Raw genomic sequence first — 12,122 nt, 5'->3', positions numbered from 1 at the left:
TCCGTGATTTCCCCCATGATGCAATGGGAAACATGAAAGAATAACGCAGGTTTTGTCGATTAATCTGTGCTTTGTTCTGCCAGTCTGGCGATTCGTTTTGCCATTCCGCGAAAAATAAACAGATGCGCGGGGATCATCAATAACCAGTAAAACAACCCTGGCATACCGTGCGGATGCCAGAATGCGCGAACATCGATAGTACGATAGTCACCTTTATCTTCCAGGGTAAAACACAGTCGTCCCAGCCCCGGCGCTTTCATGCCAAATAACAGCGTAAGTTGTTTTTCCGGTTCAACGACAATGACTTTCCAGCTATCCACCGCATCGCCAGTTTGCAAATATTCGCGCTCCGGGCGGCCTTTTGCCAGTTTATGACCGATCGCAAGGTCCATCAGCGCTCGAGTCTGCCACAAAATATTGCCAAAGAAATAACGCTCTTTACCGCCGATTTGATTGACCACCCGCCATAGCGCCTGAAGTCTGGCAGACGTTTTAACGGTAAACCCCGCCTGTTTGGCAAAATAACCGTATTCTGGTCGCCAGCGAGCAAAAGCCTGCGCGTCATATCCCCAGTCGCTGGAGTTGACCAGTTTTTCTTCCTCTTTCAACGTGCTACGTACCGCGTCATCGAAAGCAATCAGCGGTTGTGGAATGAGTGCACGTAACGCGGTGTCATCTGCCAGCAGATCGTGTTTCAGCCCCTGAATCAACGCCCTGGCGGTGGTGGGTGGTACGGAAGTAATCACATTAAGAAACCACACCGAAATCCAGCGGGTGGGAAAGGGGATGGGGAGCAACCAGCGGCGCTTACCGCTCACCGCCATAAAATGTTCAAACTGTTGCTGATAACTGAGCACTTCTGGTCCGGCGGCTTCGAAGATGCGATGTTCGCTGGCTGGATGATCTAACAGCGCCACCAGATAGTGCAGCAAGTTTTCCAGCGCGATGGGCGTGGTGCGTGAACGGACCCAGCGTGGCGGCGTTAACACTGGCAGGTTGTAGACCATATCGCGCATGACCTCGAACGCCGCTGAACCTGCACCAACGATTATTCCGGCACGCAATTCGGTCACCGGGACACCCGCTTCACGAAGAATGTCCGCCGTAGCCTGACGGGCGCGCAGATGGTCCGACTGCTCATGTGGCGGGGCCTGCAACGAACTGAGAAAGATTAATTGCTTAACTGGGACTTCACGTAGCGCATCGCGGACGTTGAGAGCCACCTGGCGCTCCTGAGCGATAAAATCGCCGCCTTCGCCCATGCTGTGCACCAGAAAATAGACCGTATCAATATCCTGCAACAGGGCCGGAAGGTTATCCGGCCAGCTGAGATCGACTTTATGGCAACTGACATTTGCCAGTTGCAGCTTTGCAAGCCTGTCGACATGACGTGCCGCCGCCAGGAGCTGATGCCCTTGCTGGCTGAGTGTGCGCACCAGATGCTGACCAATGTAGCCACTGGCACCGAGAACTAAAATGCGTTGCGGCACGTCTCCCTCCTTAACGCGCCAGGAATGCGCGCCAGTGGGCGGCGACTTCCGCCAGTTGTGCACGCGAGACGTCAAGATGGGTCACCAGGCGGACAATCGGCGAGGCGTTAATCAGCACGTTTCTCGCTTTCATGTATTCGCCTAACGCGGCAGCATTTTCTTCCCCGACGCGAACAAACAGCATATTGGTGTCCTGACGCATCACATCCGTGCCTGCTTCACGCAACTGCTCCGCCATCCAGGTGGCATTGTCGTGGTCTTCCTGCAAACGTGCGACGTTATTTTTCAGCGCATACATCCCGGCGGCAGCCAGAATGCCGGACTGGCGCATCCCGCCACCTGTCATTTTCCGCCAGCGAATGGCACGTTTAATGTAATCACGATTACCGACGAGTAATGAACCGACTGGCGTCCCAAGACCTTTCGACAGGCAAATGGTGAACGAGTCACAATATTGCGTGATCTCTTTCAGTTCGCAGCCGTAAGCCACCACGGCATTAAAGATGCGCGCACCGTCAACATGCAGCGCCAGATTGCGCTTGCGGGTAAATTCCCATGCCTCTTTTAAGTATTCACGCGGCAGCACTTTGCCGTTGTGGGTGTTTTCCAGACTGAGTAATTTGGTGCGGGCGAAATGGATATCGTCGGGTTTGATTTTCATCGCCACTTTATCCAGCGGTAGCGTGCCGTCGGCAGCTGCGTCGATGGGTTGCGGCTGAATACTGCCCAGCACTGCTGCGCCACCGGCTTCAAACAGATAGTTATGCGCGGCCTGACCGACGATATACTCTTCGCCGCGTTCGCAGTGACTGAGCAGAGCGACCAGGTTGGCCTGAGTGCCGGTCGGCAGAAAAATGGCGGCTTCTTTACCGGAAAGCTCTGCTGCATAGTCCTGCAGAGCATTAACGGTAGGGTCGTCTCCGTAAACGTCGTCCCCAACCGGGGCGGCCATCATCGCTTCGAGCATGGCGCGGCTCGGTCGGGTAACGGTATCACTGCGTAAATCAATCATGGCATGTCCTTATTATGACGGGAAATGCCACCCTTTTTACCTTAGCCAGTTCGTTTTCGCCAGTTCGATCACTTCATCACCGCGTCCGCTGATGATTGCGCGCAGCATATACAGGCTGAAACCTTTGGCCTGTTCGAGTTTGATCTGCGGTGGAATGGCTAATTCTTCTTTGGCGACAACCACATCCACCAACACCGGACCGTCGATGGAGAAGGCGCGTTGCAGAGCTTCATCGATTTCAGACGCTTTTTCTACACGAATACCCGTAATGCCGCAGGCTTCGGCAATTCGGGCAAAGTTGGTGTCGTGTAGTTCGGTGCCATCAGTCAAATAGCCACCAGCTTTCATCTCCATCGCCACAAAGCCCAGCACGCTGTTATTAAAGACGATAATTTTCACTGGCAGTTTCATCTGCACTACCGAGAGGAAATCGCCCATCAACATGCTAAAACCGCCATCGCCGCACATGGCGACCACCTGGCGTTCCGGCTCGGTTGCCTGCGCGCCCAGCGCCTGCGGCATGGCGTTAGCCATCGAACCATGGTTAAACGAACCTAACAGGCGACGCTTGCCGTTCATTTTTAGATAACGTGCCGCCCACACCGTTGGCGTACCAACGTCACAGGTGAAAATAGCGTCATCGGCGGCAAAATGACTAATTTGCTGCGCCAGATATTGCGGGTGAATGGCTTTCTCACTCGGTTTAGCTAAATCGTCCAGCCCTTTGCGGGCGTCGCGGTAATCTTCCAGCGCCTTATCCAGAAACTTGCGTTCGGTTTTTTCTTCCACCAGTGGCAGCAATGCGCGCAGGGTTGATTTGATATCGCCGACCAGCGCCATATCTACCTTGCTATGCGCGCCGATGCTGGCTGGGTTGATATCAATCTGAATAATTTTGGCATCGGTCGGGTAGAACACACGGTAGGGAAACTGAGTACCGAGCAGCACTAACGTATCGGCGTTCATCATGGTATGGAAACCTGACGAAAAGCCGATTAATCCCGTCATTCCAACATCATATGGATTATCGTATTCGACATGTTCTTTACCGCGCAGGGCATGGACTATAGGCGCTTTAATTTTCCCGGCAAACTCAACTAACTCTTTATGCGCCCCCGCACAGCCGCTGCCACACATCAGGGCGATATTGCTGGAATAACGCAGCAGTTGCGCCAGTTTGCGTAACTCTTCTTCTTCCGGTGTTACTACCGGCTGTGGCGCATGATACCAGTGGGTAGTTGCCCCTTCTGGCGCAGGTTTTAACGCCACGTCGCCCGGTAACACAACAACGGAAACGCCACGGTTAAGCACCGCTTTGCGCATAGCAATTGCCAGCACTTGTGGGATCTGCTCTGGGCTGGAAACCAGCTCGCAATAGTGACTACATTCGCGGAATAACTCTTGTGGGTGGGTTTCCTGGAAATAGCCGCTGCCAATTTCGCTGGAGGGAATATGAGCGGCAATCGCCAGTACCGGAACGTGATTGCGGTGGCAATCGAACAGGCCGTTGATTAAGTGCAGGTTGCCGGGACCGCACGATCCGGCACAGACCGCCAGTTCTCCGCTAAGTTGTGCTTCAGCGCCAGCGGCAAACGCCGCCACTTCTTCATGCCGGGTGGACATCCACTCGATGGTGCCCATGCGATTAAGACTGTCACTAAGACCGTTCAGAGAGTCGCCCGTGACTCCCCAGATGCGTTTCACGCCTGCCGATTCGAGTGTTTTGGCGATATAAGCTGCAACCGTTTGTTTCATGGTTCTCCATCTCCTGAATGTGATAACGGTAACAAGTTTAGTTCATCTGACGGAGGGGGAAGGGATGGGAGAAAAAGGAGGCACTAACGGTTAAATAGCCCGATGAAAGGAATATCATCGGGCATCAGGCGATTATGCGAGAACCAAATCCCCCTGCGGATGGCAGGAGCAGGCCAGTACGTAACCTTCAGCGATTTCGGCGTCGGTCAGCGTCATTGTGCTGCTCACCGTATATTCACCGGAAATCACTTTCGTCTTACAGCAGCCGCAAACACCCGCACGGCAGGCGGCGACAACCGGAACGTTATTGCTTTCCAGCGCCTCCAGTAGCGTGGTGCCAACCGGAGCGTAAAATTCTCGTGCCGGTTGCAGTTTGGTGAATTTCAGACCACTGGTCGCCGCTTCCGCTACTGGGGTGAAGAATTTCTCTTTAAAGAAACGCGTCACGCCGAGCGCTTTCACTTCCTGCTCTACCCAATCCATATATGGAGCAGGGCCACAGGTCATCACGGTACGTGAGGCTAAATCAGGAACGCGAGTCAGCAGTTCGCGAGTGAGACGACCAGCGATAAAGCCTTCGGTAACGTTATTTTCCGCCACCAGCGTTACCGGATAGTTACGCCACTCATCGGCGAAAATCACATCCTGCGGCGTACGCACGTTGTAGATCACCTGCACATCGGCCTGTGGACGGTTCTTCGCCAGCCAGCGACGCATCGACATAATCGGCGTGACGCCGCAGCCTGCCGCCAGCAACAGGAATTTATCTTCTGCTTTATCGTCGCAGGTAAATTCCCCCATCGCGTCCGAAAGCCAGAGATAATCACCGCGTTTTACATCGCGCGTCAGCCACCGGGAGCCGACACCGTCATCAATCCGCCGCACGGTCAGGGTGATGTATTCACTCACGCCTGGCGTGGAGGAAATGGTGTAAGCACGCAGCGTTTCTGCTGAGTTTCGCACGCTGACCAGCGCATATTGCCCGGCGCGATATGGGTAGTAATCGTGGCAAATCAGGGAAATCGTCCACACATCCGGCGTTTCTTGCGTAATGTGATGAACCTGCATCCGCCACGGGCATTGATTCGTTGGCATCGTCATCGACAAACTCCTTACGCGCTCAACAGTTGCTTCATGTCTTCTTCAACAGTGGTGATAGAACGCAGGCCGAATTTCTCGTTCAGCACCGCCAGCAGGTCTGGTGTCAGGAAACCAGGTGCAGTCGGGCCGGTGACGATATTTTTCACACCCAGAGAAAGCAGCGTCAGCAGAATGACAATCGCTTTCTGTTCAAACCAGGAGAGCACCAGCGACAGCGGCAGATCGTTCACCCCACAGCCCAGTTTCTCTGCCAGCGTTACCGCCAGAATAATTGCTGAGTAAGCATCGTTACACTGACCAGCATCTACCAGACGCGGCAGACCTTCGATATCGCCAAACTCAAGTTTATTAAAGCGATATTTACCGCAAGCGAGGGTCAGGATCAGGCAGTCATCCGGCACGCTGGTGGCGAAATCGGTGAAGTAGTGACGCTCGCCGCGTGCGCCGTCACAGCCGCCAAGCAGGAAGATATGACGCAGTTTTTCACGGCTCACCAGATCAATCAGCGTATCGGCTGCGCCAAGCAGTGTCTGGCGACCAAAGCCCACGGTGATCAGGTGCGGAATTTCGCTGTACGGGAAGCCCGCCATCTGTTGCGCCTGGGCAATGACTGCAGAGAAATCTTCGCCATCCAGATGACGCACACCCGGCCAGCCAACGATGCTGCGGGTCCAGATACGATCGTCATAAGCGCCTACGGTTGGGTCGATGATGCAGTTCGAGGTCATCACGATGGGGCCTGGGAAACGAGCGAACTCCACTTGCTGATTCTGCCAGCCGCTGCCGTAGTTACCGACCAGATGCTTGAATTTACGCAACTCCGGGTAACCATGCGCAGGCAGCATTTCGCCGTGGGTGTAGACATTAACGCCCGTGCCTTCGGTCTGTTCCAGCAGGTTGTAGAGATCTTTGAGATCGTGACCGGAAATCAGAATGCATTTACCCGCCGTCGCTTTGACATTGACCTGGGTTGGGGTCGGGTGACCGTATTTACCGGTTTCGCCTGCATCCAGAATGCTCATCACTTTGAAATTCATCTGGCCGATTTCCATTGAACACTCAAGAAGCGCGTTCATATCGGCAGGCCAGGTCCCCAGCCACGCCATGATTTTATGGTACTGGGCATAAATATCGTTGTCGTATTGACCGAGAACATGCGCGTGTTCCATATAGGCCGCCGCACCTTTCAGGCCATACAGGCACAGCAGACGCAGGCCGAGAATGTTTTCGCCAATCGCCGCTTTATCTTTGTTAGGGGTAAATTCTGCTGCCTGACGTTGCAGCTCGCCGAGATCGTCGCTCACCAGTTGCAGGTCAGCCATCGGGTTATCGACGCGGGCGTTGGCATCTACAGCCAGGCATTGTGCTTTCAGCGCCTCGCGCAGGGCAATCGCTTCACGAGCGTAGCCGACAATACGCGGAGAATCGAAGTTAACGTTGGTCAGGGTTGAGAAAAAGGCACGTGGCGCAAAGCTGTCTACATCGTGGTTGATGATGCCGTATTCACGTGCTTTCACTGCCCAGGCCGAAAGCCCTTGCAGCGCCGCGATGAGTAAATCCTGAAGGTCAGAGGTTTCCGCCGTTTTACCACACATCCCCTGCGCGTATGAGCAGCCGTTTCCTGCCGGAGTACGGATAGTTTGTTCACATTGCACACAAAACATGATCACACCTTTTAAAGTTATATTTAATATACATGTTTAAGGTTAAGACGCTTAACGCGGGGATAAAAGAGATTTTTAATGCAACTTTAAGGGAGATTGATTTAGCGCAATTTTGGCGGCAGAGATCTACCGCCAGAGAGGTATTATGCAGAGAAAAAGGCGATGAGAATCGGCACTAACAGACTAAGAATAAAACCGTGAACAATCGCCGCCGGGACCATATCCAGCCCGCCTGTACGTTGAAGAACGGGCAGGGTGAAATCCATCGACGTCGCACCGCATAAGCCCAGTGCAGTAGAGCGGCTACGGCGAATCAGCCCAGGGATTAACATAATAGCAATCAGCTCACGGGCCAGATCATTAAAAAACGCCGCGCTCCCGATTACCGGACCAAAAGATTCGGTCAATAAAATACCGGAAAGAGAATACCAGCCGAAACCGGAGGCCATTGCCAGCGCGGTATTGATGGGAAGATCAAGAATAAAGGCGTTAATTAAACCACCAATTAATGAACTGGCAACCACCACCACGGCGACAATCATTCCCCGGCGATTAAGGACAATCTGCTTTAAGGTCATGCCATTATTGCGCAACTGAATACCGACGAGGAAAAGTAGCAGAATTAAGGTGTATTCACTGGCTTCGGTCGCGTGTTGTAAGAAAGCCAGTCCACTCAGACCAATGGCAAAACCAATCACTACTACGCCGCACAGTTTTAGCGACTCCAGCGCCATCGCAATACGCGACGGGAGTTTTTCTTGATGATGGTGGTTGCGCCATGGCAGGCCGCGCTCCAGCCACATCAGGGCGGCAATATTACACAGTAAAATAACGGTAATACTGACGGCAGAATAATGCAGAATTGCCAACAAGTTACTGGCGAGGTTATCGAGAAACGCCAGACTGATACCCATAAAAAAGAGAATAAGGTAAACCATCCAACTTAATAGCTGATTAATAACTCTTAATGCAGCTTTTTGGCGAAGCGGAATGAGGTAACCCACAATCAGGGGAACCAGAATGATTAACAGCCCAGAAAACATGAAAACCCAGTCCTTGCAAAGAAGATTCGAAATGCGCGATGACACACTACTGAAAGCAGAAGGACGAGTAAAGTTGCAATTAAAAGGAAATGTTATGCATCAGAGGGGGATTTTTAATTCTATATGAGTGTTTAGCGTTGTTGCGCTCCTTTCATGTGCAATGCCATATAAAGCCACTGGCGCAGGGAGCGGCCAGTCGCCGCCGCCCCCTGCACCCCCGGCCTTCGGGGAACGCCTCGGCGATTTTAACGCCACCAACACCCGTGCGGTTTGTAACGTCGAAGATAAAACCACCAGGGCAGACAACATGCCAATGCTAATTAATCGCGTTTTTCCAGTAGAGTCCGGTAAATCAGACCACCGATAATACCGCCGACAATTGGCACCACCCAGAAGAACCACAGTTGTTCTAATGCCCAGCCGCCCTGGAAGATAGCAACCGCAGTACTGCGCGCCGGGTTAACGGAAGTGTTAGTCACCGGAATACTGATTAAGTGAATCAGGGTTAAGGCCAGACCAATGGCAATTGGCGCAAAACCAGCAGGAGCGAATTTGTCAGTTGCGCCGTGGATCACCAGCAGGAAACCTGCACTCAATACCAGTTCAACTACCAGCGCGGAAAGCATGGAATAACCGCCTGGTGAATGCTCGCCATAACCGTTAGAAGCAAAACCGCTGGCTGCCGCGTCAAAACCCGTTTTACCACTGGCAATTAAATACAGCAGCGCCGCCGCAACAATACCGCCGACAACCTGGGCAATTACGTAGCCAACGACTTCTTTTGCCGGGAAACGTCCGCCAGCCCATAAACCAATAGTGACCGCCGGGTTAAAATGACCACCAGAAATATGACCAACAGCAAAGGCCATTGTCAGAACGGTCAGACCGAACGCCAACGCCACGCCGGCAAAACCAATGCCTAATTCCGGGAAGCCTGCGGCCAGTACGGCACTACCACAGCCGCCAAAAACAAGCCAGAAAGTACCAAAACATTCAGCTGCTAATTTTCTGAACATATCCACCTCAATTAAAAATTGACCCTGTGAAAAATATGGTCGTTTTATAGGGTCGTCGTAAAAAAGTGACGACGGAAATAATGCGCGGCTATTTTAAAAACGAAGGCAAGTCATTCACCAGATAAATAAATCCAGTAAATTTGATTTAAGGCAACAGCGGGTTGCCCCATATAGTCATTTGTCTGATTGACAGTGTAGTGCAAGCGAAAGATTTAATCCTTTAGGCGTAATAAAAAATAATTTATCATGCTAATTATTTGATTTTGTTGTTTTTGCAGGCTTATCAGCAAGAGGGAGTATAACGCGATTATTCGCTCATTTTTCAGACATTTGCCATGCTTAAATGTGATGTCATCACGTATTAGCATGGCCTTTCCCGTTATACTGCCAGCGTAAAGGATAAGTCACATATTTCTGGAGGGGATATGATTCTTGAGCGCGTTGAAATTGTGGGTTTTCGCGGTATCAACCGTTTGTCGTTGATGCTGGAACAAAACAACGTCCTGATTGGGGAGAACGCGTGGGGTAAATCCAGCTTGCTGGACGCCTTAACCCTGCTGCTATCGCCAGAATCAGATCTCTACCATTTTGAGCGCGATGATTTCTGGTTCCCGCCGGGAGATATCAACGGGCGAGAACATCATCTGCATATTATTTTGACCTTCCGCGAATCGCTGCCAGGCCGACATCGGGTTCGCCGCTATCGGCCGCTGGAAGCGTGCTGGACGCCATGCACCGATGGTTATCACCGTATTTTTTATCGTCTGGAAGGGGAGAGTGCGGAAGACGGCAGCGTGATGACACTGCGCAGTTTTCTCGATAAAGACGGACATCCGATTGATGTTGAGGATATTAACGATCAGGCTCGTCATCTGGTGCGTTTAATGCCGGTGCTGCGCTTGCGTGATGCCCGTTTTATGCGCCGTATTCGTAACGGCACGGTGCCAAATGTCCCCAATGTGGAAGTCACCGCGCGCCAGCTCGATTTCCTCGCCCGTGAATTATCCTCACATCCGCAAAATCTCTCTGATGGGCAGATTCGTCAGGGACTTTCCGCAATGGTGCAACTTCTTGAGCATTATTTTTCTGAGCAGGGAGCTGGACAGGCGCGATATCGTTTAATGCGGCGGCGAGCCAGCAATGAGCAACGAAGCTGGCGCTATCTGGATATCATCAACCGGATGATTGACCGACCTGGAGGGCGCTCGTATCGGGTTATTTTGCTCGGCCTGTTTGCTACTTTATTGCAGGCAAAAGGCACATTGCGACTGGATAAAGACGCCCGTCCATTGTTGCTGATCGAAGATCCAGAAACCCGTTTACACCCCATTATGCTTTCAGTTGCCTGGCATCTGTTGAATCTTCTGCCATTGCAGCGCATTGCCACCACCAACTCTGGCGAGCTGCTTTCGTTAACGCCGGTAGAGCATGTTTGCCGACTGGTACGTGAGTCCTCGCGCGTTGCCGCCTGGCGTCTGGGACCGAGTGGCTTGAGTACCGAAGATAGCCGACGCATCTCCTTTCACATTCGTTTTAACCGTCCGTCATCGCTGTTTGCCCGCTGTTGGCTGCTGGTGGAAGGGGAAACGGAAACCTGGGTTATCAATGAACTGGCGCGTCAGTGCGGACATCATTTTGATGCCGAAGGGATCAAGGTCATTGAGTTTGCCCAGTCCGGACTAAAGCCACTGGTTAAATTTGCCCGGCGAATGGGGATTGAATGGCATGTACTGGTCGATGGCGATGAAGCAGGGAAGAAATATGCCGCTACGGTACGCAGCCTGTTGAATAACGATCGGGAAGCCGAACGAGAACATTTAACGGCGTTACCGGCGCTGGATATGGAACATTTTATGTATCGCCAGGGATTTTCCGATGTGTTCCACCGCGTGGCGCAAATCCCGGAAAATATACCGATGAATCTGCGCAAAGTTATCTCGAAAGCGATCCATCGCTCTTCCAAACCCGATCTTGCCATTGAAGTGGCAATGGAGGCCGGACGTCGTGGTGTGGACTCCGTACCGACGCTGCTGAAAAAAATGTTCTCACGCGTGCTGTGGCTGGCGCGCGGTCGGGCCGACTAACTACAAAACATCGTGGCCATTTGTGGCTGAATAGCGTCGAGCATCTCATAGCGCCGACGGTATTCAGCCCGTTTTTTACTGGCGATTTCGGCAATCTCTTTTCGTGCTATCTGTGCTGGAAGGCGGTAATGGCGTTCAGCATCACATACGCCGCCAACCGATTCCCAGAAAGCGTTGTAATCGGCATGGATCTTGCCCTCTTTATCGCGATAACGCAGGCTGCGGTAAATATGCGTTTCATTGCTGACGGCAATAATCTGCTCTACCTGCAAACGTTGGGCAAACAGACAGGCCGCTTCCATCACGAGGCGTTTGGGAAATAGCCCGTGGCAGGCTTTCGTCGCATTCTGGATTTCCTGGTGTGGAATTTCCCATTTTGCGCCTTGCAGTCCGCCAATAAACATCGTCCTTTTCCCCTGATATTCACACAGGGTAAAAGTGAGCTCTGCCAGAGGAATACCTTCGCTGTTGCGGAACAGGATGGTGCTGTCACCTTCTTTATCCATTGAGATCATCATGGTCAGCTCAAGCGTGAACTGCTCGCCGTTTTTGCCTTCCAGCTTCGCCAGTTGCAGCCCGGGGGTATTCAAATATAAGCTGAATTCTTCCGCCGACATACACCCGCGGAGTAACGCATAATGGTAACGTAACGCCTCCAGCAATTGCTTACGGCTAAGATTCGCCGCAAGGTAAGGGCGATGTAGACGTACAGGCAGTCGCGGCTGGCGCGTTAACAACACATTGAGATTAGGCCAGTGGGAAAGTTCGTTCATCCACTCAACGCTTAAACGCGGCATAATCAACGAGCGCAGCAAAAATTTCTGGCGAAAACTACGGCGATGCCAGAATTTACCCGGCCGACACTGTCCTCGTGCCAGACTAAGAAAAAGTGACAGGCTGCTGAGAGATTCAGATGGCGTAAAGGTCCGTTCAGTTAACTGCGACATATTCATGAAA

At 52.3% G+C, this 12,122-nt stretch carries 9 protein-coding genes; 1 reads left to right on the top strand and 8 read right to left on the bottom strand.

The genetic code is table 11. The features are described 5' to 3' along the window. Nucleotides 1-59 precede the first annotated feature (59 nt). From ybjT to aqpZ, 7 genes are all read right to left on the bottom strand, one after another. Nucleotides 60-1,490 carry an SDR family oxidoreductase gene (gene ybjT, locus EAS44_RS16545; RefSeq protein ID WP_001136572.1) on the bottom strand — a complete coding sequence of 477 codons (1,431 nt, stop codon included), beginning with the start codon at nucleotides 1,488-1,490 and terminating at the stop codon, nucleotides 60-62. A gap of 10 nt (nucleotides 1,491-1,500) precedes the next feature. Further along, nucleotides 1,501-2,502: a low-specificity L-threonine aldolase gene (gene ltaE / locus EAS44_RS16540; protein ID WP_000566391.1), complete on the bottom strand. Its 1,002-nt coding sequence runs from the start codon at nucleotides 2,500-2,502 to the stop codon at nucleotides 1,501-1,503. 36 nt (nucleotides 2,503-2,538) lie between these two features. Beyond that, entirely contained in the window at nucleotides 2,539-4,257 is a 1,719-nt protein-coding gene (gene poxB, locus EAS44_RS16535; protein ID WP_000815373.1) for a ubiquinone-dependent pyruvate dehydrogenase, read from the bottom strand. 132 nt (nucleotides 4,258-4,389) lie between these two features. After that, on the bottom strand, nucleotides 4,390-5,358 hold the full coding sequence (gene hcr / locus EAS44_RS16530) for an NADH oxidoreductase (RefSeq protein ID WP_000178694.1): 969 nt from the start codon (nucleotides 5,356-5,358) through the stop codon (nucleotides 4,390-4,392). 11 nt (nucleotides 5,359-5,369) lie between these two features. After that, nucleotides 5,370-7,022 carry a hydroxylamine reductase gene (gene hcp, locus EAS44_RS16525; RefSeq protein ID WP_000458817.1) on the bottom strand — a complete coding sequence of 551 codons (1,653 nt, stop codon included), beginning with the start codon at nucleotides 7,020-7,022 and terminating at the stop codon, nucleotides 5,370-5,372. A gap of 143 nt (nucleotides 7,023-7,165) precedes the next feature. Next, nucleotides 7,166-8,065 (bottom strand): L-lysine exporter LysO, encoded by a 900-nt coding sequence (gene lysO / locus EAS44_RS16520; protein WP_000491135.1) that lies wholly within the window; start codon nucleotides 8,063-8,065, stop codon nucleotides 7,166-7,168. A gap of 320 nt (nucleotides 8,066-8,385) precedes the next feature. Further along, complete coding sequence (aqpZ, locus tag EAS44_RS16510; protein ID WP_001298299.1) at nucleotides 8,386-9,081, bottom strand: aquaporin Z; 696 nt, start codon at nucleotides 9,079-9,081, stop codon at nucleotides 8,386-8,388. Between the two features lie 425 nt (nucleotides 9,082-9,506). On the opposite strand from aqpZ, the gene ybjD reads away from it, so the two are divergent. Next, nucleotides 9,507-11,165: an ATP-dependent endonuclease gene (ybjD, locus tag EAS44_RS16505; RefSeq protein ID WP_000599804.1), complete on the top strand. Its 1,659-nt coding sequence runs from the start codon at nucleotides 9,507-9,509 to the stop codon at nucleotides 11,163-11,165. Here the strand turns inward: ybjD and ybjX are convergent. After that, nucleotides 11,162-12,118, bottom strand: a complete 957-nt coding sequence (gene ybjX, locus EAS44_RS16500) for a VirK/YbjX family protein (RefSeq protein ID WP_001351020.1) — start codon at nucleotides 12,116-12,118, stop codon at nucleotides 11,162-11,164. The genes ybjD and ybjX overlap by 4 nt on opposite strands. Between the last annotated feature and the right edge of the window lie 4 nt (nucleotides 12,119-12,122).

This window comes from Escherichia coli DSM 30083 = JCM 1649 = ATCC 11775, from assembly GCF_003697165.2.
Classification (GTDB): Bacteria; Pseudomonadota; Gammaproteobacteria; order Enterobacterales; family Enterobacteriaceae; genus Escherichia; species Escherichia coli.
Note: the sequence above shows the minus strand (reverse complement) of the source record. Positions and strands in the feature narration are given on the sequence as shown.

Coding starts and splice junctions, on each gene's coding strand:
- hcr (WP_000178694.1), bottom strand. CDS start 5,358: ATGACGATGCCAACGAATCAATGCCCGTGGCGGATGCAGGTTCATCAC.
- lysO (WP_000491135.1), bottom strand. CDS start 8,065: ATGTTTTCTGGGCTGTTAATCATTCTGGTTCCCCTGATTGTGGGTTAC.
- ybjX (WP_001351020.1), bottom strand. CDS start 12,118: ATGAATATGTCGCAGTTAACTGAACGGACCTTTACGCCATCTGAATCT.
- aqpZ (WP_001298299.1), bottom strand. CDS start 9,081: ATGTTCAGAAAATTAGCAGCTGAATGTTTTGGTACTTTCTGGCTTGTT.
- hcp (WP_000458817.1), bottom strand. CDS start 7,022: ATGTTTTGTGTGCAATGTGAACAAACTATCCGTACTCCGGCAGGAAAC.
- ybjD (WP_000599804.1), top strand. CDS start 9,507: ATGATTCTTGAGCGCGTTGAAATTGTGGGTTTTCGCGGTATCAACCGT.
- ltaE (WP_000566391.1), bottom strand. CDS start 2,502: ATGATTGATTTACGCAGTGATACCGTTACCCGACCGAGCCGCGCCATG.
- poxB (WP_000815373.1), bottom strand. CDS start 4,257: ATGAAACAAACGGTTGCAGCTTATATCGCCAAAACACTCGAATCGGCA.